At 33.8% G+C, this 22,784-nt stretch carries 24 protein-coding genes, 2 riboswitches and 1 other annotated feature; of the genes, 23 read left to right on the top strand and 1 reads right to left on the bottom strand.

All coding sequences use genetic code 11. The annotated features are described in order from the left end of the window. Nucleotides 1-26 precede the first annotated feature (26 nt). The 13 genes from AB6B24_RS04205 (at nt 27) to rplL (ending at nt 10,739) form a co-directional block, all read left to right on the top strand. Nucleotides 27-530: a metallophosphoesterase gene (locus AB6B24_RS04205; RefSeq protein ID WP_021465146.1), complete on the top strand. Its 504-nt coding sequence runs from the start codon at nt 27-29 to the stop codon at nt 528-530. A gap of 30 nt (nt 531-560) precedes the next feature. Then, nucleotides 561-1,022: a cyclic-di-AMP-binding protein CbpB gene (gene cbpB, locus AB6B24_RS04200; RefSeq protein WP_010905865.1), complete on the top strand. Its 462-nt coding sequence runs from the start codon at nt 561-563 to the stop codon at nt 1,020-1,022. Beyond that, the gene (gene xerD, locus AB6B24_RS04195; RefSeq protein ID WP_010905864.1) at nt 1,000-1,716 is read left to right on the top strand and encodes a site-specific tyrosine recombinase XerD; all 717 of its coding nucleotides are present in this window, start codon (nt 1,000-1,002) and stop codon (nt 1,714-1,716) included. Before cbpB ends, xerD begins: the two co-directional genes overlap by 23 nt. A 29-nt stretch (nt 1,717-1,745) precedes the next feature. Then, entirely contained in the window at nt 1,746-2,474 is a 729-nt protein-coding gene (locus AB6B24_RS04190; protein ID WP_153241641.1) for a segregation/condensation protein A, read from the top strand. Beyond that, a complete protein-coding gene (gene scpB, locus AB6B24_RS04185; RefSeq protein ID WP_162523687.1) occupies nt 2,467-3,033 on the top strand; it encodes an SMC-Scp complex subunit ScpB in 567 nt (188 codons plus the stop codon). The genes AB6B24_RS04190 and scpB overlap by 8 nt, the downstream gene beginning before the upstream one ends. After that, complete coding sequence (locus AB6B24_RS04180; protein WP_003130202.1) at nt 3,020-3,739, top strand: pseudouridine synthase; 720 nt, start codon at nt 3,020-3,022, stop codon at nt 3,737-3,739. The genes scpB and AB6B24_RS04180 overlap by 14 nt, the downstream gene beginning before the upstream one ends. Before the next feature lie 97 nt (nt 3,740-3,836). Beyond that, nucleotides 3,837-3,973, top strand: a riboswitch (FMN riboswitch). A gap of 114 nt (nt 3,974-4,087) precedes the next feature. Further along, nucleotides 4,088-4,708: an ECF transporter S component gene (locus AB6B24_RS04175; RefSeq protein WP_003130203.1), complete on the top strand. Its 621-nt coding sequence runs from the start codon at nt 4,088-4,090 to the stop codon at nt 4,706-4,708. 148 nt (nt 4,709-4,856) lie between these two features. After that, nucleotides 4,857-6,674, top strand: a complete 1,818-nt coding sequence (locus AB6B24_RS04170) for an ABC transporter transmembrane domain-containing protein (RefSeq protein WP_311802694.1) — start codon at nt 4,857-4,859, stop codon at nt 6,672-6,674. After that, complete coding sequence (locus AB6B24_RS04165) at nt 6,658-8,484, top strand: ABC transporter ATP-binding protein (protein ID WP_311802693.1); 1,827 nt, start codon at nt 6,658-6,660, stop codon at nt 8,482-8,484. The genes AB6B24_RS04170 and AB6B24_RS04165 overlap by 17 nt, the downstream gene beginning before the upstream one ends. A gap of 120 nt (nt 8,485-8,604) precedes the next feature. Further along, nucleotides 8,605-9,363 (top strand): helix-turn-helix transcriptional regulator, encoded by a 759-nt coding sequence (locus AB6B24_RS04160; RefSeq protein ID WP_038600812.1) that lies wholly within the window; start codon nt 8,605-8,607, stop codon nt 9,361-9,363. 15 nt (nt 9,364-9,378) lie between these two features. Then, on the top strand, nt 9,379-9,567 hold the full coding sequence (locus tag AB6B24_RS04155; RefSeq protein WP_003130209.1) for a hypothetical protein: 189 nt from the start codon (nt 9,379-9,381) through the stop codon (nt 9,565-9,567). Nucleotides 9,568-9,637: 70 nt separating this feature from the next. Continuing rightward, nucleotides 9,638-9,763, top strand: a sequence feature (ribosomal protein L10 leader region). Nucleotides 9,764-9,788: 25 nt separating this feature from the next. After that, nucleotides 9,789-10,304: a 50S ribosomal protein L10 gene (rplJ, locus tag AB6B24_RS04150; protein WP_003130213.1), complete on the top strand. Its 516-nt coding sequence runs from the start codon at nt 9,789-9,791 to the stop codon at nt 10,302-10,304. Between the two features lie 69 nt (nt 10,305-10,373). Beyond that, entirely contained in the window at nt 10,374-10,739 is a 366-nt protein-coding gene (gene rplL / locus AB6B24_RS04145; RefSeq protein ID WP_003130214.1) for a 50S ribosomal protein L7/L12, read from the top strand. A 110-nt stretch (nt 10,740-10,849) separates the two neighbouring features. Here rplL and AB6B24_RS04140 read toward each other — a convergent pair whose 3' ends face one another. After that, nucleotides 10,850-11,527: a hypothetical protein gene (locus AB6B24_RS04140; protein WP_311802691.1), complete on the bottom strand. Its 678-nt coding sequence runs from the start codon at nt 11,525-11,527 to the stop codon at nt 10,850-10,852. A gap of 536 nt (nt 11,528-12,063) precedes the next feature. On the opposite strand from AB6B24_RS04140, the gene wecB reads away from it, so the two are divergent. The 10 genes from wecB (at nt 12,064) to dltD (ending at nt 22,734) form a co-directional block, all read left to right on the top strand. Beyond that, nucleotides 12,064-13,152 (top strand): non-hydrolyzing UDP-N-acetylglucosamine 2-epimerase, encoded by a 1,089-nt coding sequence (gene wecB / locus AB6B24_RS04135; protein ID WP_311802690.1) that lies wholly within the window; start codon nt 12,064-12,066, stop codon nt 13,150-13,152. Continuing rightward, complete coding sequence (locus AB6B24_RS04130) at nt 13,142-15,616, top strand: glycosyltransferase (protein ID WP_311805114.1); 2,475 nt, start codon at nt 13,142-13,144, stop codon at nt 15,614-15,616. Before wecB ends, AB6B24_RS04130 begins: the two co-directional genes overlap by 11 nt. Nucleotides 15,617-15,717: 101 nt before the next feature. Further along, a riboswitch (TPP riboswitch) is annotated at nt 15,718-15,820 on the top strand. 80 nt (nt 15,821-15,900) lie between these two features. Next, on the top strand, nt 15,901-16,653 hold the full coding sequence (gene thiM, locus AB6B24_RS04125) for a hydroxyethylthiazole kinase (RefSeq protein ID WP_311802688.1): 753 nt from the start codon (nt 15,901-15,903) through the stop codon (nt 16,651-16,653). 13 nt (nt 16,654-16,666) lie between these two features. Next, nucleotides 16,667-17,470 carry a bifunctional hydroxymethylpyrimidine kinase/phosphomethylpyrimidine kinase gene (thiD, locus tag AB6B24_RS04120; RefSeq protein ID WP_058204677.1) on the top strand — a complete coding sequence of 268 codons (804 nt, stop codon included), beginning with the start codon at nt 16,667-16,669 and terminating at the stop codon, nt 17,468-17,470. Further along, nucleotides 17,460-18,107 carry a thiamine phosphate synthase gene (gene thiE / locus AB6B24_RS04115; protein WP_311802687.1) on the top strand — a complete coding sequence of 216 codons (648 nt, stop codon included), beginning with the start codon at nt 17,460-17,462 and terminating at the stop codon, nt 18,105-18,107. The genes thiD and thiE overlap by 11 nt, the downstream gene beginning before the upstream one ends. A 189-nt stretch (nt 18,108-18,296) precedes the next feature. After that, nucleotides 18,297-18,428: a teichoic acid D-Ala incorporation-associated protein DltX gene (dltX, locus tag AB6B24_RS04110; RefSeq protein WP_003130223.1), complete on the top strand. Its 132-nt coding sequence runs from the start codon at nt 18,297-18,299 to the stop codon at nt 18,426-18,428. Between the two features lie 24 nt (nt 18,429-18,452). Further along, a complete protein-coding gene (gene dltA / locus AB6B24_RS04105; protein WP_311802685.1) occupies nt 18,453-19,952 on the top strand; it encodes a D-alanine--poly(phosphoribitol) ligase subunit DltA in 1,500 nt (499 codons plus the stop codon). Further along, nucleotides 19,952-21,175: a D-alanyl-lipoteichoic acid biosynthesis protein DltB gene (gene dltB, locus AB6B24_RS04100; protein ID WP_311802684.1), complete on the top strand. Its 1,224-nt coding sequence runs from the start codon at nt 19,952-19,954 to the stop codon at nt 21,173-21,175. The genes dltA and dltB overlap by 1 nt, the downstream gene beginning before the upstream one ends. Before the next feature lie 43 nt (nt 21,176-21,218). Further along, complete coding sequence (gene dltC, locus AB6B24_RS04095; protein ID WP_003130226.1) at nt 21,219-21,458, top strand: D-alanine--poly(phosphoribitol) ligase subunit DltC; 240 nt, start codon at nt 21,219-21,221, stop codon at nt 21,456-21,458. Next, nucleotides 21,448-22,734, top strand: coding sequence for a D-alanyl-lipoteichoic acid biosynthesis protein DltD (gene dltD / locus AB6B24_RS04090; protein ID WP_311802682.1), 1,287 nt, complete (start codon nt 21,448-21,450; stop codon nt 22,732-22,734). The genes dltC and dltD overlap by 11 nt, the downstream gene beginning before the upstream one ends. Nucleotides 22,735-22,784: the final 50 nt, after the last annotated feature.

Genomic DNA, 22,784 nt, shown 5'->3' with positions numbered 1-22,784 from the left:
TATAATTATGTAAAAGAGGGACGCTTATGTTTGTAGTAATGTCTGATTCACATTATGACCGCGATGTGGTTGAATCCATAAAATCAAAATATTTGAATGAAGCAACTGCTATCTTTCATTGCGGAGATTCTGAACTTCCTAGTTCTGATGAAATTTGGCAAGGAATAACTGTTGTTGCTGGGAACTGTGATTATGATAGTGGATATCATGATTTTCTTACTCAAGAAGTTGAAGGAAAAAAGGTATTAATTACACATGGTCATCTTTTTTATGTTGGTTTAGGATTGGACCGTTATTCTTATTTTGCTGAGGAAAAGAACGCAGATATCGCGCTTTTTGGACATATCCATCAACCAGTAGCACAAAAAATTAATAATATACTTTATGTAAATCCAGGTTCAGTTGCACAACCTAGAGGGAAGTATGATATCAAAATGTATGCTATAATTGAGATTGAAGGAGAAGAGTTCAAAGTTTCTTATCGAAATCTGCAACATGAACCTATCCCGGAACTACAGTTCAGACTCTAAGTCTACAAAGCTCTTTAAGGAGTAATTTGCATGATTGATAAAAAGATTGAGGATTTTATCTTGAATCAAAGTGAAACCTTTATGATTCCTGCCTCAAATGTTGCTGTACTTTATGCTGAGCATAATATTGCTCATGCAAAACTGATGCTTAGTCAGTATAAGTATTCACGAGTTCCAGTTTTAAATGAAAAAAAAGAATACGTTGGTGTTTTGGGTTTAACAGAAATCGTTGAATTTGAAATGGAACAGAATTTCTTTTTTGAAAAATTACATAATACATCAATTTCGGAAATAGTTAATAAAGATGTTCAAACAGTTGGACCATCAGTAACCTTGGAAGAAATGATGCACAAATTAATTAAGGAGCCATTTCTCCCAGTAGTCAAAAGACAGGAATTTATGGGGATTGTTGTTAGGCAAGAAATATTAAAGGCCTTTAGTGCCTTTGCTCACGACTTTACAAAATATTATGAAATTACCAAACGAGATTGACGAGTATTTAGCAAGCAGAAATTTTTCAGAGAATACTCGTTCAAATTACCATTATGATTTAGTTTCTTTGCAGGCTTTCTTTGAAGATAAGTCACTCACAACAGAAAACTTAGAACTTTACAAAATTCAAATTAGTAATCTTTCGCCAGCAGCACAGCGAAGGAAGATTTCGAGTGCAAATCAATATTTGCTTTTCCTGTATCAAAGACAAAAAGTTGACCAGTACTTTAAAATTAAACAAGTCGTTCAAAAAAAATCACAGACTGCTCAAAGTTATCATCCAATGATTAAGGAATTTCCTGAGTTCTATGGTCCTTTGACCTGTCCAGGACAATTTTTAGCCTTATTAATTTTAGAATTTGGTTTAAATTTTGCTGAGATACAAAAATTGAAATGGGAAAATTTTAATTGGAACTTTAAATATCTCACGATTGAAAAAGCAGGAATAAAACGAGTTTTACCAATTAGAGAAAAATTTGCCATAAGAGTTAAAGCCATTAATAATGCTGATGAATTATTCGCAAAATCTCGTCAATTTCTTTATACTGAATTGAAAAAATTTACGAACTATTCTTCCAAAGAAATTAGAGAACAGTATATCTTGCATCAGGTTAAAGCAGGGAAGTCAATTTATGAACTGGCAACTCTACTTGGTTTAACGACTATTACAACGCTTGAAAAATATTATAGATAGGAATTTACACTATTTTTATTATGTAAACTATGATTAAAGAAATCAATATAAAAATTAAAAACTTCGAGGGTCCTCTCGACCTTTTATTGCATTTGGTAAGTCAGTATGAAATGGATATTTTTGAAGTTCCATTGGTACCAGTTATTGAGCAATATCTTATCTATATTCAAACCATGAAAGAACTTGAATTGGAAGTAGCTGGAGAGTACATGTTAATGGCAAGTCAACTGATGTTAATTAAATCAAGAAGACTTTTACCGACAGTTACCGAAACTTTTATTGAAGATACAGAACAACTTGAGTATGATTTATTGGCTCAAATTGATGAATATCGGAAATATAAAATGTTGTCACAAGATTTAGATGAACTTCATCAGGAACGTAGTCACTTTTATTCAAAAGCTAAGACAGAAATTATCACTGATGAAACTGTGCTTTTGCAGGATAAATCTGCTTTAGATTTATTTCTAGCTTTTACCAAAATTCTTGAGTTGCAAAGACAACATTTTCAAGACGAAAATACAAAAATAGCAGCTGAGAAATTTACAATTGCTGATAAGATTTTAGAGTTAAGTACTAGATTTACAGAACAAAAAATATGTAAATTTTCAGATTTGTTTTCTAGCTCTACTAATAAAGATGAACTCGTCACCACTTTTATGGCTCTTTTAGAATTAATCAAAAATCAACAGATTTCTTTTTCTCAAGAAGAGCTTTTTGGAGAAATTATTTTAGAAAGAAAAGAAACTAGTGAATAAGACAGCAAGTTGTGAACTCTTACTTTTTGTATCTGGCGAATCTGGTTTAACTTTGGCAGAATTGTCAGCATTGACAGAAATGTCTAAACAAGCTTGTCAGCAACAAATTGATTACTTAAAAGAAAAATATCATTCTGATGAAGAATCTGCTTTAACGATTATTGAAACTGCAGGTAAATATCGTATGGCTACAAAAGAAGAGTTTGCAGAAATTCTTAAAAACTATGCCAAAACTCCTCTTAATCAATCGTTGTCAAAATCAGCTCTTGAAGTTTTATCAATTATTGCTTATAAGCAACCTTTAACTCGACTCGAAATCGATCAGCTCCGCGGAGTGAATTCCTCAGGTGTTCTCTCAACACTTCGTGCTTTTGATTTGGTTGAAAAGGTCGGGCAAGTTGAAGCACCAGGACGTCCAAGTCTTTATGCAACAACTGAATTTTTCTTAGACTATATTGGGATTAATCATTTAGATGAATTACCTGAAATAGATGAGTCAAGATTTATCGCAGAAGAACAAACCTTATTTAACGAAAGTGAAGAAAATGAGAATCAATAAATATTTGGCCCATGCAGGTGTGGCAAGCAGACGTAAAGCAGAAGAACTAATTTTAGCGGGAAAAGTAACGGTAAATAATGTTCCAATGACAAACTTGGGTTATCAAGTTTCAACTGGAGATATCGTTGAAGTTAATGGAGTAGCAGTTTATAACGAAGAACCCGTTTATTATCTTCTAAATAAACCAAGAGGCTATATTTCTTCAGTTAGCGATGACAAAGGACGTCAAACGGTAATGGATTTAATGCCACAAGTTAAAGAACGTATTTACCCTGTGGGACGTTTGGACTGGGATACAAGCGGTTTGCTTTTGCTTACAAACGATGGTGAATTTACGAATATGATGACTCACCCACGTCATGGTGTTGATAAGGTCTATGTTGCTAAGGTAGAAGGTCAAGCGAACAAAGAAAACTTGCGTCCTTTAACTTTAGGTATGACTATTGAAGGTAAAAAAGTTAGTCCCGCCCGTTATGAGATTATCAAACAAGAGAAAACAAAAAATCATTCGATTGTTAGTTTAACTATCCATGAAGGACAAAATCATCAAGTTAAAAAAATGTTTGCGGCTGCAGGACTTCCAGTACAAAAATTGAGTCGTATTCAATATGGAACTCTTACATTGGATGGACTTCCAACAGGACAATTTCGTCGTTTGAGTAAAAAAGAAGTTTCTCAATTGATTAATGCAGCCCAAGGAAATTAAGTGATTATTATAAAAGACAATTCTGATAAAGAGTTGTTTTTTTATTTCTTAAGCAAATCTTATTCTTGATAAGCAAACTATTTTTGTGCTATAATAAAATTATCTTCAGGGCACCGTGTAATTCGGGACCGGCGGTAAATAGGGCTTTGACCTTATGACTCCGCGATTCGCTACGGCGATTGAAGCAGTGAGAATCTGCTAGCGACAGTAAAGTCTGGATGGAAGAAGATGAACAATTTTTGTAGTGTAATCAACTTCGGTTGGATTACTGTTTTTAGCCAAACCAAAAATGTCTATCAACTTCCTCGAAATTTGAAGAATTATTTTCTCATATTTGGAGGTTTTTTTATGTCTAAAACACGTCGGATGGTATTAATTGCCATGCTTGCTGCACTATCAACAATCTTATTATTGCCGATTTTGCAGTTTCCGCTATTGCCTGGAATTGATTTTATGAAAGTTGAACTCTCAATCATTCCAGTACTTATTGGAGTCTTTACTTTGGGATTGGGTGATGGATTTATTATCCTCTTTATTCGCTCTATCTTATGGTATCTCCTATTTAATCAAGGGCCATCAACTTGGATTGGTGTGCCGATGAACTTCATTGCTTTGGGAATCTTCATGGCAATTGTTTGGTTCTTTACAAAGAAAAAATTCTCAATCAAAAACTATACAGTTGGTGTAGTTTTAGCAGCCATCGCATCAGTTCTTGTGATGATGGTGTTGAATGTTTTCTACGCACTCCCTCTCTATCGTTTAGCTGCTGGCTTTGATGTTGATAAAATTTTTGTTGGAGCAACTCATCTTTTTAATATGGGTTCTCTATCAGTTACTTTGAATCCAACTTATCTTTTAACAGTAGTTTTACCTTTTAATGCTTTGCAGTACATCATCTTTGCTCTGGTATTTGGTTTGATTGTTGCAGTGTTCAAGAAAAACAAAGTCGTAAAATTTTATAATGCTTAATAAAAAAAGAAATTTCATTGATTTGAAGTTTCTTTTTTTATTTAAATAGTAAATAAGTGGGAATCTCACTTCATATAGTCTGTTTTAAACGCTTTCTTTATGGTATACTAATATTTAGAATATTATAAAATAAAATGGAATAGACTGTATGAAAATTTTTAAAGATTTATGGTGGTTTTTTAAGGCAGAGAGAAAAGGTTATGGCGTTGGTCTATTAGCCCTTTTTATTGTTTCTTTAACTCACTTGATTCCGCCTTTAATTATCGGAAAAATTATTGACCATATTGTTAAGCGTAACCTTACTTTACCCTTAATTTTGAGTTTTTCTGGTATTTTATTGGTTACTGCACTCGTTGAATATGGCTTTCGTTTTCTTTGGTCTACAAATATTTGGGGTGAAGCCTTTAAACTGGAAAAAATAATCCGTAGTCGGCTTTTTAGGCATTTTTTAAGAATGGATACCCTTTTTTATCAGAGAAATCGGACTGGCGATTTGATGGCTCATGCGACAAATGACCTACAAGCGATACAGAGTGTTGCTGGACTTGGTGTTTTGACTTGGGCAGATTCTTTAATGACGGGCGGGATGACAATCATTGCTATGCTCTTATTTATCGACTGGCGTTTGACAATTATTGCTGTCCTTCCTTTGCCTTTACTCGCGCTAGTATCTAAAGTTTTAGGGGATAAAATTCATGTAAGTTTTGAACATGCCCAAGAAACCTTCTCTGAAATGAATGATAAAGTCCAAGAATCGATTACAGGAATGAAAGCAATCAAATCTTTTGGTGAAGAAGAACAAGATATGGCTGATTTCCAAGTTAAGTTAGATAATATTGATAAAGCCTTTATCAGGGTCAATTGGATTGACTCAATGTACGATCCTTTAATCACTTTAATTGTTGGTTTATCTTATACTTTAACCATTCTTTTAGGGGGCTACTATGTTGTTCACCATGTTTTAACGATTGGACAGTTGGTTGCTTTTATGACTTATATCGGAAATTTGGTCTGGCCGATGTTTGCTATTGGTGTTCTTTTTAATGTTATTGAACGTGGAAGAGCTTCATACAGTCGAGTAGAAAAATTATTAGCTCAAAAAGCGGAATCAAAAATTTCTGAAGGTACTTTGAAAATGCCAAAAGAAGGTCAACTCCTTTTTGATATTGAAAGTTTTACTTATCCAAATGAGAATGAAGGGCGCAATCTGGAGAAAGTTCAATTTAATTTAAAAGAAGGTCATGTTTTAGGTTTGGTCGGACGAACAGGTGCAGGAAAATCAACGATTATTAAACTTTTAATGCGAGAGTTTGACCATTACAAAGGACATATTACTTTTGCTGACCATGATATTATGGATTATCAATTAGATGAATATTTGCCAGCGATTGGTTATGTTCCGCAAGAACATTTTCTATTTTCGATGTCTGTCAGAGATAATATTCGCTTTGCTAAGATGTCAGCGAGTCAAGAAGAAGTTGAAATTGCAGCTAAAACAGCTGGAATTCATGATGATATTATTGCTTTTCCTGAAGGTTATGATACTTTGGTTGGCGAGCGTGGCGTTTCGCTTTCTGGTGGACAAAAGCAAAGGTTATCTATTGCGAGGGCGCTACTTATTCAGCCTAAATTATTAATTTTAGACGATGCGCTGTCAGCTGTTGATGCCAAGACTGAACAGTTAATTTTGTCAAATCTGAAGGCCTTACGTCATGAAAGTTCAACGCTGGTTGTCAGTCACAGATTGTCATCAGTAATGGAAGCTAATGAAATTCTCGTGCTAGACGAAGGAAAAGTGATTGAGCGTGGCTTGCATGAAGCTTTGATTAAATCTGGAGGTTGGTATGCTCAAATGTGGCAAATGCAACAGATTGAAAGTCATTTGACAGCGAATGATGAAGATGAGAATTTACTGACAGGTTCGTCAGTAAATCGGGAAGGAGAAGAAAATGGAGAAATCTACTGACAAAATGTCTGTCAGAGAAAGTTGGCAAGTTTTTAAATTTATTTTCAAATTCTTATTACCTTTCAAAAAGTATTTCGTTTGGGCTTTTGTTTTTAGTGTAATTACAACTGCTCTTGCTTCAATTATGCCTTTTGTTTTGTCCGTTTTTATGGATTCTTATTTGACACCTATGAAAGCGACTGACCAGATTATTTTCTATTTTGCAGGTCTTTATTTGATTTTAGCAATAATTAATTCAATTGCTTTCTTTTTCAAATGGAATTATCTGCAAAATGGTTCGATTTTTGTTAATCAATACATTCGTAAGAAAGTTTATCGAAAAATTCATCAGCTAGGCATGCGATATTTTGACCAAAAACCGACGGGTTGGTTAATCACCAGAATCACAAATGACACTGATTTATTTGATTTCTGGCAGACTTTGTTTAATGCATTAACAAGTTTGCTTTCTATTATCATTGCCTTCATTGCTTTGTTTATTATTGACCACCAAATTGCGCTTGTGATGTTGTTGATTCTTCCCCTATTGATTTTGGCAGTACTGATTTATCAAAAAGTGAGTACAAAAGTTTATCAAGCCATGCTTGCTAAGCGTTCAGAATTGAATACGAAATTAAATGAATACATTTCTGGGATGAGAATTATTCAACAATTTCGTCAAGAGAGCAGACTAGGAAATGAATTTGAAAAAACAAATGATGAATATTATGGTTATCGAAAACGAGTGATTCAAATTAATGGGATTTTGTTGAGCCCTTTGGTTAATTTTTTGATGGCCATCTCAATTGTTGTTGTCTTGTTGATGTATTCTAATCGAAGTCTACATGCAGTGGTTGAGGCTGGTTTAATTTATGCTTTCATCAGTAATGTACAAATTTACTTTAATCCTATTTCAGGATTGATGGATTCATTATCAAACTTTTCAAATGGATTGGTGGCCTCTAGTCGCATTAAGACAATCATGGAAGAAAAAGAATTTGCGCCACAACAAGGAATTTCAACTTCTGTCAGTAAAAATGTTGATGAAAAATTTACTGACAGAAAATCTGTCAGCAATTCTCCAATCATTCAAGAAGGAAAAATTGAATTTCGCAATGTCAGTTTTTCATATGACGGAGAACATCAAGTTTTGAAAAATATCTCATTCATTGTGAATCCTGGAGAAACGCTTGCTTTTGTAGGTCATACAGGTTCGGGGAAATCGAGTATTATCAATGTCTTTATGCGATTCTATGAATTTACAGAAGGTCAAGTTTTGATTGATGATCAGGACATTAGAAGTTATTCAAAAGAAGAACTTCGGGAAAAAATTGGTTTAGTATTGCAAGATTCCTTTATGTTTGTTGCGTCAGTTACTGACAATATCAAAATGATGAATCCACAGATTACTGACCAAGCAGCCAAAGAAGCGGCTCGATTTGTTCAAGCTGACAAATTCATCAAAGATTTAGAAAATGGTTACGAAACCAAAGTAATTGAAGGTGGAGCTGCCTTCTCGGCCGGTGAACGTCAATTAATTAACTTTGCTCGAACGATTGTGCGTAATCCGAAAATTCTCTTATTAGATGAAGCAACAGCCAATATTGATACTGAAACTGAATCGCTTATTCAAGAAGGTCTGACAAATATGCGGCAAAATCGAACGACAATGGCAATTGCTCACCGTTTATCAACAATTAAAGATGCTGACCAAATTTTAGTCCTGAACAAGGGAGAAATTATTGAGCGAGGAAATCATGACCAACTTTTAGAGCTTAATGGTTATTATGCAGACATGTATCGAATTCAAACTTTACAAAAAGAGCTATGAAAAACCACTGCTATCAGTGGTTTTTCGTTTATCAGTTTTTCTGATAAAAAATATTGACAAAAAATAAAATAAGCGATATAATATAAGAAAGATTGATAAAGAATCGGGAAGGGAGAGTTTATGAATTTTGGTCAGAATTTAAAAAAATTAAGAAAAAATGCAAAATTGACACAAAGTCAATTAGCAGAAAAGCTAGGAATGAAGCAAAATGCTTATGTACTTTGGGAACAAAAATCAACCAACCCAACGTTAGAATTATTAGAAAAACTAGCAGATATCTATGATTTACCTATTCAAGAATTAATCAAAGAAACTGATAATAATGCAGAAAAACAATTAATCGATAATTATCGTTCACTGACTGGAGAACAACAAGAATCAGTTATTAATTTTACAGATTTTCTCATTGAACAAAATAAAACAGAGCTTATTAATTTGAAAACTTACAGACGTTCTTCTTTAGATTATGCCATTGTTGAAGATGAAGAATTATCGGCAGGTTTTGGTCAATCTCAAAGCAATACAGGGGGCCACTACAAAGCTTACACGTCTGAAACTCTTGGGCGATATGATGGTGCAGCCAGAGTAAAAGGGGAATCGATGGAACCTGAATTCCCTAATTTTTCTATTGCAACATTCTTACACACGGGTTTTGGTCGGAGTGGGGATATTTACGCCATTGCTGAAGGAGATTTGGGCGAAGAACGTTTGTATATCAAACAAGTATTTGAAGAAGAAGATGGACAATTTAGAATTCATTCACTCAATCCAGATCCACAATACAAGGATTTTTATCTAGGACAGGAAGATAATTTCCGAATTATTGGACCAGTAGTTGATAATTTTGAAGAAATTGAAGAATCACAGATTATAGATTAAAATGAGGGCTTAAAAATGAATTGGATAAGAGAAATTTTACCAATACTGGGAATTGGATCAATTTTTGCAATTGCTTATGAATTAGTTTTATGGCTTTCACAGAAATTGATAGAAAATGATAGCAAAGAGAAAATAAAAAAGGAAAAAAAGATTGTTAACGTCAAATTTTTTCATCTTTCAAAAAACCAAAAGAACATTGCATGAACTAAAATAAAAAAGAAAAAAGAATAAGTTTAGTCTTGCAATTTCAAAAAAACTTTGATATACTTATTTACGGTTCTAAATGAACTGACCGAAGACAGTAGGGGACGAAAGTCATAAACTTCCTACCGAGGACAAATATCAAAATGATAATTGAACTCTCTATGTCTTTTGTGTGTAGAGATTTTTTATTTCTACAACCAAAATAAAATGGAGGTAAAAAAATGAGCGATTACAAAGTAAATGAAGCAACAATTGCTAAGAAAGCAGAATTGGTTGATGTTTACGCACAAAAAATGACTGAAGCAGCATCTATCGTTGTTGCAGATTCACGTGGTTTGTCAGTTGATCAAGATACTCAACTTCGTAAACAACTTCGTGAAGCAGGCGTTGAATTCAAAGTCGTTAAAAACTCAGTTTTGCGTCGTGCAGCTGAAAAAGCTGGTCTTGAAGGTTTGTCAGAAGCATTCTCTGGCCCATCAGCAGTAGCATTTTCTAACGAAGATGTTGTAGCACCAGCAAAAGTTTTGGCTGACTTTGCAAAAGATGCTGAAAATCTTGAAATCAAAGCTGGTGTTATCGAAGGTAAAGTTTCTTCTAAAGAAGAAATCCAAGCTATTGCGTCTCTTCCAAGCCGCGATGGACTTCTTTCTATGCTTCTTTCAGTGCTTCAAGCACCTGTCCGCAACGTGGCTCTTGCAGTCAAAGCTGTTGCAGAAAAAGAAGAATCAGCTGCTTAATTATAAGCAACATTACTTATATCGGCGGATTTACGCAACAAACTAAAAAATTAATAGGAGAATATTAAAATGGCATTGAACATTGAAAACATCGTTGCTGAACTTGAAAACGCAACAATCCTTGAACTTTCTGAACTTGTAAAAGCAATCGAAGAAAAATTTGACGTAACAGCAGCAGCTCCAGTTGCAGCAGCAGCAGGTGCTGGTGATGCAGCAGCAGCTAAAGATTCATTCGACGTTGAATTGACATCAGCTGGCGACAAAAAAGTTGCAGTAATCAAAGAAGTACGTGGAATCACTGGTCTTGGACTTAAAGAAGCTAAAGAACTCGTTGATGGTGCACCAACAATGATCAAAGAAGGTCTTTCTGAATCAGAAGCTAACGAAGTTAAAGAAAAACTTGAAGCAGCTGGTGCTTCAATCACACTTAAATAAGAATTTTATTCTTGTTTAAAAAGAAAATTGAATATTATCGATTTTCTATTAAAAATACTACCAAGTTTGTTCTTGGTAGTATTTTTTTGCTATCTATGAGTCTCAAATTTTCAAAATACTTCTTCAAATAGAGCAATAAGTTTTACTGGCCCAATACCAGCAGGAATAATCGTATAGGGTTCAAAAATTGTTTGTTCAGTGGAATCGATGATGCTTGTCCAGCCGGCAAAGTCGTAGCCACGCAACTCGGGTTTTAGATAGGGAATGAAATTTTTTTCAACTGTTCGTACATCTGAGGGGTGGGTCCAGGAGAGTTCGACCTTGTTTATTGTGCGAGAAGAATAGCGAATTTCGTATTCTAATGGAGTCCACTGGGCATATAAATCATATTCTTTACCAACATTTTGAAGATAATCACCTGCAGTCCAAAGGAAATCGGGGCTTATTCCTGTTTTGTGTAAGGCAGAATTTGCACCAGCATAGAGTGCAGCTTGCTCGCGGGAGATATTATGCGGGATCACATAATGACTATCGCGAACAATTTTCCAACCTTCAAAGTGGTAACCAGGTAGAGTGAGCGAAAAATCAGCAATTTCATGTTCTGTTTGACTAACGTTTGAACTAATTGTCAATCCGACTTGTCGCTTATTATCAAAAATAGGCTGATAATCTTGTCTATTTTCAAACTTTACAGATGGACTAGTGCCACTATTTTTAATAAAGTTTTTCATTTTATCAGTGATGTTAAAATAATAGTTAAAAGTTGTTGATTGCTTGTTTGGATTCATAGGAGACTCCTTTCTCATCATTCAAAAAATAAAAAGTAAAAGCTCAATTTATAATTACAATCTTATTTTATAATATTTTTATTATAAACGATAATGATTTGTGTATCTGTAAAGTGAAGAGCTCACTGTTAATTCCAATAATTGTTTACAGATTAAAGAATATCTTGTGTTTTCAGACTTGAAAATAAATCAAAATTCACAATATTTCAATTGAATATATTTTAAAGAAAGAGAATTTATCTCTTTTTTTTTTGACAATGAGTGTCTACAAAAAATGAATAAAGTGCTACTGAAAATTTATTTTGTCAAATATAATCAATGATTGTCAGCTAATAATTACAAAATTAATTGATTTATGTATTTTATTAATAGATTAATAGATTAATAAATTCCAAATTTAATCTTATTTCATGCAACATATTTGCTCTTGAATTCAATATCTATTAGAATAGAAGTAAAGTAGTAAATAAATTACAACAGGAATTTTTTTAGATGAAGCAAAAAGTATATTTATAAAAATAGATGGTGAGGTAGAGATGAAAAAGTTACTCTTTATATTTGGGACTAGGCCAGAATTTATTAAAGTTTATCCAGTAATCCAAGAGGCGAAAAGGCAAGGTAATCCAATTGTTCTGGTTAACACAGGGCAGCACAAAGAAATGCTTAATGAACTTTTAGATGAATTTTCTGTGGAAGTTGATTACGATTTAAAAATCATGGAAAAATATGCTGGTTTATCAGAAATTGTGGCAGGATCAATTAGCGGTCTTGACCCAATTATTAAAAAGGAACAACCAGATGTCATCTTAGTTCATGGTGATACTGCAGCTACTTTGGCTGGAAGTTTGGTTGCTTATTTTAATCAAATAAAGTTGGCACATATTGAAGCAGGTTTGCGAACTTACAATAAATTTTCACCATTTCCTGAAGAAATGAATCGTCAAATTGTTGGTTTGATGGCTGATTATCATTTTACACCAACGGAAATGACGAAAGAAAATCTTTTAAAAGAAGGTAAGCCAAAAAATCAGGTTTTTGTAGTTGGAAACAGTGCTATAGATATGTTTCAGTATACTTTAAAGGAAGATTATACAAATGAAGCTTTATCATGGCAAGCTGACAAGAAAATGATTTTAGTGACGGCTCACCGTCGTGAAAATTTGAGTGATTTAGAAGAAATTTTTGATGGAATTGCAGAGATTGCTGATGAATTTAAAGAAACACGTAAAATCATTTATCCAATTCATATGAATCCAATCATTCGTGAAAAAGCGCAAAAATTACTGGAACATAGTAATATTAAAATCATTGACCCGCTGGATACAATTAACTTTCATAATGTGATGCGTCATGCCGAGTTGATTTTAACTGACTCTGGTGGAATTCAAGAAGAAGCAGCTTTCTTAGGAATTCCAGTGCTTGTTTTACGTGATACAACTGAAAGACCCGAGGGTGTATTGGCTGGTACTTTAAAACTTGTGGGGACTTCAAAAGAAAATATTGTTAATGAGACTCGGACTTTACTGACAGACAAGACTAAATATGAAAGGATGTCAGGAAGTAAGAATCCTTATGGTGATGGAACGACTTCCTTACAGATTATTAATATTCTAAATGAAAAATAAAAAAATTAATTTAAAGTCTTTCCAGTCTGTCTGTCTCATTTTTATCTTCCTTTTTAATTTTGAGTTTATTTTCCGCTTATCAAATTTTACTTCTAGAGAAAAATTCTTTACCATTCTCTTTTTTGTGGCTCCTTTGATGCTTAGCTCATTTTTTATCATTACGGATAGCGAAAAAATTCCGAATTCAGTTAGAAATTTGAGTATTCTCGGTGTCTTTGGTTTCCTGATGTATGGTTCCAATCGCTTAATCGTTTCCTTGACTTACCTCATAGGTGGGGAACATGCTGTTCCACAGTTATTTCCCTTCCGATTTTTGATTGCGATCTTCATTTTACTTTGTTGTGCTTTAGCTTATTATGTTTCAACAAAGAAGAGGTTAATTTATAAATTAGCAACATTGATTGCTTCTTTGTGGTTCGTTACATTGCCAATTATAACGATTCAATTCATTATTAAATTCTTGGTTGAACATCAGGGGTTTGATTTCTCGATTGTCAGTAATATGGATATCAGGTATCTGATCGTACCATTTATGCCAATCATGTATTTGAGTTTTTATAAATTTAGTGGGATTGATGCCAAGCAATTAGGAAAGAATATCAAATATACGGTTTATGTTCTTTTAGTTGTCTACATCGTTGCATTAATCGTTTATTCAGGAACTCAAGTAAATATTACCTTTAATTTTGCTCAAGAAGGTTTCTTTAATAGTATTGAGCTTAATTATAATGTCTTTTTGGCACATTGGATAGAAGGATTGACTGTATTTTCTCAATTCGTCCTACCAATTATTGCTTTTGCTTTAGTTATTGGATATAAGGGAGAAAAATCAAAGAAAAAGATACTGTCATTAAAACCAATTTATGTATTGATACTGGTTGCTCTGGGAGTTTATGCTTATCTTTTCTTTCTTAATCCACCAACTAATTTTATTCATTTTAATAACAAAATTTTCAATAGTTATTTTGCGCTACAAATTTTTGAAGTTGTTGTGATTATGCTTTTGACAATCTATACAGGTTTGAAAAAATTTATCAGACCAAGAACGAAGATATTGCTATATATTGGTTCAAGCTTGCCTTTCCTCTATTTATATATTGTAAGATATCATTATTGGAAACAAAGTTATTTGGTTTTTGATATTTTTGATCGTATCAATTATATTTTCTTTATTTTTTCAGTTTTCGTATTTCTTTACTATACGGTAGAAGTCGTTATTTTGTGGTATTCATATAATAAAAGACAAAAGATAACGGCATTAGATTTCAAAGATGAGAAAATAAAAAAACAATTTCATATTTACGTTTTGATTCCGTGTTTGAATGAAGAATTGGTTATTCAAACGACTTTGAAAAGTATTTTGAAAAATAATTATGAGAATTTGGTAGTAACAGTTATTGATGATGCAAGTGATGATCGGAGCTTAGAAAAAATTTCTGAAATTCAAGATTCTCGATTGAATGTTCTAAGACGTATTAAACCTAATGCGCAAAAAGGAAAAGGGACGGCTTTGAATTGGGCTTATTATCAAATTAGTGAGCAAATTCAAGAAGCTGGAATTGCTCCGGAGGATGTTCTTATTGCGATAATTGATGCCGATACAAAACTTGATAACAATTATTTTGAAAAAGTAAATATGGCTTTCAATCATGATGCTAAGCTTACTGGTTTGCAATCCAAGGTTCGTGTTGCCAATTTGCTTAAAGATGCTTCACAAGACTTGGAATTTTCTGAAATTATCAATGCGACACAGATGTTTCGGACTTTGACCAATACAGTTGCTTTTGGTGGAAATGGGCAGTTCTGTAAATTAAGTACTCTTCAGGCATTGAATGAAGATCCTTGGACAGATTCACTTGTTGAAGATTTTGATTTATCAACTCGTCTCTTTCTTTCAGATATTGAAGTTAAAAATGCTCAGTTCGATGATATTTACATTGAACAAACAGGGATTATCAATGATAATGAAGCTTTGGTTAAACAACGAGTGCGGTGGGCACAGGGAAATATTCAATCTTCAAAATATATTTTGCCGACGATTCGGTCAAAAAAATTGCAGAATAAACAGAAGTTTGAATTATTGATGACCCTACTGAAACCCTGGTTAATGGGGATTGAATATATCATTGTAATTTATACACTGATTATGATTGTTAATTCTGCTATCCTATCAGGGATTACTCAATCACTTAAAATTGTTGTTGTACTTTTTATCGTGATGTCAATTTATATTATCTTTGTGAATTTTGTATGGGCTATTCTTTATAACAAAGGAAAATCTCAAGAAAAAACAAGGGTGTGGGATGTAGTGAAAGATACGGTTAATCTGACGAAATTTCTATTTATTTTAACTCAAATTTATCCGCAGTCAGCCATTCGATATTTCAACTCTAAAAATGATTGGGTAAAAACTAATCGCCAAGAAGAAAGTGTTGACCCTCATATTGATGAGCATAAAAAATAAGAAAAACCTGCCTTTTTGGCTAGGTTTTTTCTTTTGTAGATTTGCGAAATTAGTTTTTTTAGTTTAAATATGTTAAAGTAGTTGTAGTTTTAAAAATAAATCTATCACACAATGGGTACTGGTAAAAACTAATATTACCGGTTGAGAAAGACCATCAGACTTGAACAGGTTAAGACCTGCGTAAGAATGTGTCCGAGTTTTAATTGTATTTTCTTTATGAAAATCTTTTAGCTTACTTTCTTATCATACTAGAGCCCTCCTTGTGTCTATAAAGGAGTTTTTTGATGTCAATTTTAGAAAAGATTAAAGAAAAACAACCACTTATCTTAAATTTAGCGAATTTTGTAACTCCACAAAGAGTTGCGGATGCGATTAGTTTTGCTGGTGGTTCACCATTAATGACTGCGGAAATTTCAGAAAGTGAAACTTTAGTTGAAATTGCAGATGCTGTAGTGGTAAATATTGGTACCATTTCAGAAAAGGATTATCCGCTTTTTTTGACTATTTGTCAGTTAGCAAATCAAAAGCACAAACCTTTAATTTTGGACCCAGTTGCTGTCAATGTCCCTTTTAGAGCAAATTTTGTCAAAAGATTAATACAAGAGGTAAAATTTGATATCATTCGTGGGAATTCAGCGGAAATTGCTTGGTTTGCTGATAAAGAAAGCTTGAACAAAGGAATTGATGCACTTGAGTCAAATTTAGAAGTTGAGCACGCGCGAGTTGCTGCTCAAAAAACAGGGGCAGTCATTATTCAAACTGGAAAAGTTGATGTTATTTCTAATGGGTTCGAGGAATTATTTGTTGAAACTGATAGTCCACTTTTTAAAATTAATGTTGGCTGTGGGGACATGCTGTCAGCAATTGTTGGAACTTTTGCGGCTGTATCTGATGATTTATTTAAGGCGGCTCATGAAGCGACAGAATTCTTCGGTGAATCTGGTGTGAAAGCTACTGATCAAGTAGAAAATCTACCAGGAAATTTTGTGAATCGTCTTCTTGATAAAATATATCAAGCGACGCAAGAGGTTATGTAAGGGAGAAAAAGAAATGATTGATGTTTCTCAAGTTGTGACAATCGCTGGAATTGATTCTTCTGGTGGGGCTGGTATTAATGCTGACCTAAAAACTTTTCATAATCAAAAAGTATATTCGGCAACAATTGTGACAGGGCTGACAGCGCAAAATACCTATGGAGTACAAGAAATTTTACCGACAAATAAAGCTTTTATTTTGGCTCAATTTGACTCAGTATTTTCTGATTTGGAAATTTCGGCAGCTAAAACGGGGGCACTTTTTGATACTGCTCAAGTTGAAGCGGTAATTCAAGGCTTGAAAAAATATAAACCGAAGCATTTGGTGGTGGATCCAGTAATGGTGGCTAAAGGCGGGGCAATTCTTTTGACAAGAGAAGCCATTGATTTGATAAAAAATGAATTGTTACCTTTAGCAGAATTGGTCACTCCCAATTTGGAAGAGGCAGAGGTTATGTGTGGCTATAAAATTACTGACGAAAAGGAAATTTTAAAAGCCCTTCATGATATTCAAAAGTTAGGTGCTAAAAATGTGCTGATTAAAGGGGGACATGGCAATGGAGAACTGGTCAGAGATTATTTATTGATGACAGATGGTTCTGTCAGTACTTATGACTCTAAAAGATTACTGACAGAAAGAACACACGGAACCGGAGATACACTTTCTTCTTATATAACAGCTCATTTAGCTTTAGGAGAAGACTTAAAAGAAGTGATGCCAAAAGCTAAATTATTTATTACTGAAGCTATTTCACAAACAATTAATGTTGGTCACGGTCATGGACCGTTGAACCATTGGGTGACAATTAATGAAAAATAAAATTTTAGATCTGAGGGCCTATTTTATTGCTGGGCCACAAGATTTTCCAAAACTTTCAATTGATGATGCAGTCGATAAAATTTCTGTAATCATAAAAAGTGGAGTAACGGTTTATCAATTTCGTGATAAGGGAACAATTTATAAAAATAAAAATCAACGATTAGAAGTAGCGAAAAGACTACAAGGAGTAGCTCAGAAAGCGGCTGTTTCTTTTATTGTGAATGATGATGTTGAATTAGCGCGTGAACTGTCAGCTGACGGAATTCATGTCGGACAAGACGATGATTCTGTCAGTAAAATTCGCGAGCTGATTGGCCAAGAAATGTGGGTAGGACTTTCTGTCAGTAATGATATGGAATTAGAAAGCGCTCAAAAAAGTGGAGCTGACTATTTGGGAATTGGTCCAATTTATCCAACAAATAGCAAGTCCGACGCAGCAGAACCAATTGGGGTTGACCATTTAAGAAAAATGCTAGAGCATAATCAATTACCAACTGTTGGAATTGGTGGAATTACTGAAAATTCACTGACAGAGCTTTCAAAAATTGGTCTGGGTGGAGTTGCGGTAATTTCTTTGCTGACAGAATCCGAAAATTACAAAAATATGGTTCAAAAAATTAAGCAAAATATTAGATGAAAAAGATGTTGTACCCTTAAAAATACAACAAAACAAAATGATTCCGTTTTCTTTTTATTATATAAATTAAACTTACACAAATGTAAGTTTTTTTTCTTTAATAAATGTTATAATCAGAGTCATAAATGATATGAGATTAACTGAGTATTCTAAAAACCTCTTATTACTTTATATTTAAAAGGAGTTCCAATGGACAAGAAAAAAGAAATTCGTCTATTTTTGGCTAAAACAGTATTTTACTTTATAATTATTTTAATTCTGCTCTATCTTTATTCCTACAGTCATACTGGCGGAGCGCACTTTATCTATAACGAATTTTAGAGAGAATTATCGAAGGGGTTAATTATGAAATTATTAGAACAAATTTTTGAAATTGCAAAAAAAGAACCAGACCTTATCGTACTTGCCGAGCGTGAGCAGAAATTTACTTACCGTCAATTATTTGCCGCGGTTTCACATATCTCAGAACAAATCAATGAACGCAATTTAAATCAGCGTCCAATCTTGATTTTCGGTAAAAACGATTTTATCACTTTAGCAGCCATGCTTGCGACAAATTTAAATGGTCACGCTTATATTCCTGTTGATGCTCACACACCATTTGAGCGGACAGAAATGATTAAATCAGCGGCAAAACCAGCGGCGGTACTCACTACAGTTGAGCTGTCAGCAGATTTTGAAGCACTTTTTACTGACAGAATTTCTCTTGAACTTACTGACCAGATTTTGACTGATAAACTTCCAGCACTTGATTTTTCTAAAGCAGTTTCTGGAAATGACAGCAATTATATTATTTATACTTCTGGAACAACAGGAGTACCAAAAGGTGTTGAAGTCAGTCATGATAATCTTGTGACTTTCACCAATTGGATGAACAATGATTTTATGAAAATTGAAAATAATCAAATCTTGTCACAAGCCCTTTACAGCTTTGATTTATCAATTTTCAGCTTGTATCCAAGTCTTACAACTGGCGGAACATTAATTTCACTCTCACGTGACGAAACAACCAACTTCAAATTACTTTTTGAGCGTTTGAACAAAACGGTCATTAATACTTGGATTTCAACACCATCATTTGTTGATATTTGCTTATTGGACCCTTCGTTCACTGAGAAAGAACACCCTCAATTAGTTCAATTTATTTTCTGCGGTGAAGAATTAACAAAGAAAACAGCAGAAAAATTACTGACAGCTTTTCCGTCAGCAAATATATACAATACCTATGGTCCAACAGAAGCAACAGGAGCCATTTCGTCAGTAAAAATCACGAAAGAATTACTGACAGAAAATGACCGTGTCCCAATTGGTTTTGCCAAACCAGGTGTTGAATTAAAAATTATGGATAAGGAAATCATCATTGTTGGTGATTCGGTAGCCAAAGGTTACTTTGAAAATCCAGAAAAAACTGAGCAAGCCTTTTTCACAGTCGACGGAAAACCCGCTTATCATACAGGAGATGCCGGTTCAATTTCCGCTGACGGAATGCTTCGTTACCAAGGACGAATTGATTTTCAAGTTAAATTTAACGGATTCCGTATTGAACTTCAAGATATTGAAGCCAATATTCAGAACTTAAAAGAGATTGAAAAAGCAGTAGTCTTACCGAAAACGAATGACCAGCATAAAGTCACCGCATTAATCGCTTATTTAGAAACAGAAAAAACATTTGAAGACCGTGCAGCAGAACGCGCCTTCACAAAAGAACTCAAAGCTGAACTTTCAAAAACAATTATGGATTACATGATGCCAACTAAGTTTGTTTATCTTAAAAAGTTCCCATTGAATCAAAATGGTAAAGTTGACCGCAAGGCACTCGCCCAAAAAGAGCGAGGTGACAACTAGTGCAACCCTATTCAACACCCTTTTACTTCGTGATTTTAGGACTTGCTTTAATTCCTATCGTTATTGCCCAGCTTCTGGGCAAAAAACTCATGTGGTATCAAGTCCTATTGACCATCGCTTTTCTTTGGCTGACATTTTCGGGAACAGTGACAATTTGGGCATTAATCGGCTTCGGAGTCTTCCAGACTATCATTGTAAAATTCTATGAGTGGTATCGAGTAAAACAAAACAAGAATCAGAGTTTTGTTTTCTACCTCATCATTCTGCTCTCTATTTTGCCATTAGTGATTGTCAAAGTGCATCCTCTGTTCAATCCAGGACCTGGACCAGGTTCAATTCTTGGATTCTTAGGAATCTCTTACATCAGTTTTAAGACAGTAGCCATGATTATGGAAATACGAGACGGACTTATTAAAGCCGTTCCTCTTAAAGAATTTCTATATTTCCTCTATTTCTATCCAACGATTTCATCAGGACCAATTGACCGCTTCCGACGTTTTGTTAAAGAACTAAAAGCACCAGTTGTCACTGAGAAATACCTTGATTTATTAAATAAAGGAGTCTTTAGAATTTTCCAAGGTTTCCTTTATAAATTCATCATTGGATACTTGATTGACCAATATTGGCTACATGGCATTGCAATCTCTGCAACGATACACCCAAGCTTTTTGAATGTTTCATCATCAATGTATGCTTACGGACTCTATCTATTCTTTGACTTTGCTGGCTACTCACTCTTCGCTATTGGTGTCAGTAATTTAATGGGATATGACCTCCCACACAACTTTAACAAACCCTTCTTAGCTAAAAATATTCATGACTTTTGGCAAAGATGGCACATGACCTTGAGCTTTTGGTTCCGTGACTTTGTATTCATGAGATTAGTGAAAACATTCATGGTTAAAAAATGGTCTAAAAATATGGTAACCATCTCAAATATTGGTTACCTCGCAAATATGTTACTCATGGGATTCTGGCATGGTTTAACTTGGTATTACATCCTTTATGGTTTCTACCACGCCATGTTAATGATTGGGTATGACGCATGGAAACGTCTGAAGAAACGTAAAAACTGGAAAATTCCAGATAATAAATGGACAAATGCTATAAGTATTTTCATTACATTTAATCTAGTATTTATCAGTTTCCTTATTTTCTCAGGAATACCAAATCACATCATTATGCACTGCATAGATCCACATTTCCCACTTCCTAACTTCTAAAAGTCGTTAGGCATATCATAAAAAAACATTAGGAGAAACAAAAATGAAAGAACAAATTTTTGATATTATCGAAACCGTATCAGGCACAGACGAATTCCGTGAAGACTTAGACATGGATTTATTTGAAGAAGGAATTCTTGATTCAATGAGAGCTATCATGCTCATTGTTGAACTAGAAGGTGCTTTTGATATCAGTCTTCCACCCTCAGAAATGGACCGTGAAGATTGGAATACAGCAAATAAAATAGCAGCACGCGTTCAGGAAAAAAAGGATGAAAATTAAAATTTTTAGAGCCATTGGCCCATTAATTGCAGCTTTAGCCCTTGTTGGCTTACTGATATTTCTTCCAATAAATGTTGGTATGAAATATTCGAAAGACCAACTTGTTAAATTTGCTCAATCACCACTAAATACTCCAAGCTTTACAGGCTATTCAATTAAAAAACAAGCCTATTCAGACCCTGAGTTTTTACCAGTTCTTGGTTCATCAGAATTGGAACATGTGGATTCTTTTCACCCAAGTGCCTATTTCAAAAAATACAGTTCCGGTTTCACACCATTTTTAGTAGGACAACCAGGAACAACTACTTTAAGCCACTTTTTCTACATGAATTCTGTGGAAAATGAGTTAAAAAATCGTAAAATTGTTTTTGTCATTAGTCCACAATGGTTTTCAAAACAAGGAATTGTTGAAAGTGAATTGAAAAACTTTGTATCCAAAGGTGAAATTTACGGTTGGTTAAAAGAAGCAGACCCTAAAGCAGATACCACAACTCAACTTGCAAAACATTTATTAAGATTTAGATCGCTTAAATCTGAAGAGACGATTTATAATTCTCTTGAACGTTTAGCAGATAAAAAACCATTGACTACTCTACAAAAAATGACTGTGGCGACCAATCTTCAATTTTGGCGAAAAGAAGATTTACTCTTCTCAAGCATTTCACAATTCACTGCGCAACCTCTTGGACTTACACCAAAAATCAATAAGTTTGCTAAAGAATTACCCAAAGATCCAACCTCTGAAAACTTAGAAAAATTGGCAGTTGACCAAGGAAAAGATAGTTCAAATAACAATCCTTTCCAAATAAATAATCAAGTTTGGGACAAGAAAATAAAATCTAAATACAAACATCTAGAAAATTTCAAAAAACATGTTTCCTATTTAGAAAGTCCAGAATATCAGGATTTCCAACAGCTCTTAAATGTGTTTGCCAAAAATAATAATGATGTTTTATTTGTTATTCAACCAGTAAATGGCTCATGGTCATCTTACACTGGAGTATCAAAAGCAACACTCGAAAATTTCAGCTCTAAAATTAAAACGCAATTGCGTAGCCAAGGCTTTTATCAAATTGCTGATTTAACAGATATGTATAACACGCCTTATGCCTCTGGGGATACTATTCATTTTGGTACTAAAGGTTGGTTAGCCACAGACAAAGCGATTGAAAAATTCATGAAGACACCAAGTAAGGTCAACTATCATATTGATAATTCGTTATTTTTATCAAAAGATTGGGCGATGAATGGTGCAACAGAGTCTATTATAAATTAAATAATAAAAAAGATTGACAAAAATAGAAAGAACAGTTATAATTATTTTGG

It is taken from the genome of Lactococcus sp. AK05, from assembly GCF_041026685.1.
In the GTDB taxonomy this organism is placed as follows: domain Bacteria; phylum Bacillota; class Bacilli; order Lactobacillales; family Streptococcaceae; genus Lactococcus; species Lactococcus lactis.
The sequence above is the reverse complement of the archived record's forward strand: the minus strand, read 5'-3'. Positions and strand labels throughout refer to the sequence as shown.

Excerpts from the sequence above, each read along its gene's own strand:
- AB6B24_RS04205 (WP_021465146.1), top strand. The coding sequence starts at position 27 with ATGTTTGTAGTAATGTCTGATTCACATTATGACCGCGATGTGGTTGAA.
- cbpB (WP_010905865.1), top strand. The coding sequence starts at position 561 with ATGATTGATAAAAAGATTGAGGATTTTATCTTGAATCAAAGTGAAACC.
- xerD (WP_010905864.1), top strand. The coding sequence starts at position 1,000 with ATGAAATTACCAAACGAGATTGACGAGTATTTAGCAAGCAGAAATTTT.
- AB6B24_RS04190 (WP_153241641.1), top strand. The coding sequence starts at position 1,746 with ATGATTAAAGAAATCAATATAAAAATTAAAAACTTCGAGGGTCCTCTC.
- AB6B24_RS04180 (WP_003130202.1), top strand. The coding sequence starts at position 3,020 with ATGAGAATCAATAAATATTTGGCCCATGCAGGTGTGGCAAGCAGACGT.
- AB6B24_RS04175 (WP_003130203.1), top strand. The coding sequence starts at position 4,088 with ATGTCTAAAACACGTCGGATGGTATTAATTGCCATGCTTGCTGCACTA.
- AB6B24_RS04170 (WP_311802694.1), top strand. The coding sequence starts at position 4,857 with ATGAAAATTTTTAAAGATTTATGGTGGTTTTTTAAGGCAGAGAGAAAA.
- AB6B24_RS04165 (WP_311802693.1), top strand. The coding sequence starts at position 6,658 with ATGGAGAAATCTACTGACAAAATGTCTGTCAGAGAAAGTTGGCAAGTT.
- AB6B24_RS04160 (WP_038600812.1), top strand. The coding sequence starts at position 8,605 with ATGAATTTTGGTCAGAATTTAAAAAAATTAAGAAAAAATGCAAAATTG.
- AB6B24_RS04155 (WP_003130209.1), top strand. The coding sequence starts at position 9,379 with ATGAATTGGATAAGAGAAATTTTACCAATACTGGGAATTGGATCAATT.
- rplJ (WP_003130213.1), top strand. The coding sequence starts at position 9,789 with ATGAGCGATTACAAAGTAAATGAAGCAACAATTGCTAAGAAAGCAGAA.
- rplL (WP_003130214.1), top strand. The coding sequence starts at position 10,374 with ATGGCATTGAACATTGAAAACATCGTTGCTGAACTTGAAAACGCAACA.
- AB6B24_RS04140 (WP_311802691.1), bottom strand. The coding sequence starts at position 11,527 with ATGAATCCAAACAAGCAATCAACAACTTTTAACTATTATTTTAACATC.
- wecB (WP_311802690.1), top strand. The coding sequence starts at position 12,064 with ATGAAAAAGTTACTCTTTATATTTGGGACTAGGCCAGAATTTATTAAA.
- AB6B24_RS04130 (WP_311805114.1), top strand. The coding sequence starts at position 13,142 with ATGAAAAATAAAAAAATTAATTTAAAGTCTTTCCAGTCTGTCTGTCTC.
- thiM (WP_311802688.1), top strand. The coding sequence starts at position 15,901 with ATGTCAATTTTAGAAAAGATTAAAGAAAAACAACCACTTATCTTAAAT.
- thiD (WP_058204677.1), top strand. The coding sequence starts at position 16,667 with ATGATTGATGTTTCTCAAGTTGTGACAATCGCTGGAATTGATTCTTCT.
- thiE (WP_311802687.1), top strand. The coding sequence starts at position 17,460 with ATGAAAAATAAAATTTTAGATCTGAGGGCCTATTTTATTGCTGGGCCA.
- dltX (WP_003130223.1), top strand. The coding sequence starts at position 18,297 with ATGGACAAGAAAAAAGAAATTCGTCTATTTTTGGCTAAAACAGTATTT.
- dltA (WP_311802685.1), top strand. The coding sequence starts at position 18,453 with ATGAAATTATTAGAACAAATTTTTGAAATTGCAAAAAAAGAACCAGAC.
- dltC (WP_003130226.1), top strand. The coding sequence starts at position 21,219 with ATGAAAGAACAAATTTTTGATATTATCGAAACCGTATCAGGCACAGAC.
- dltD (WP_311802682.1), top strand. The coding sequence starts at position 21,448 with ATGAAAATTAAAATTTTTAGAGCCATTGGCCCATTAATTGCAGCTTTA.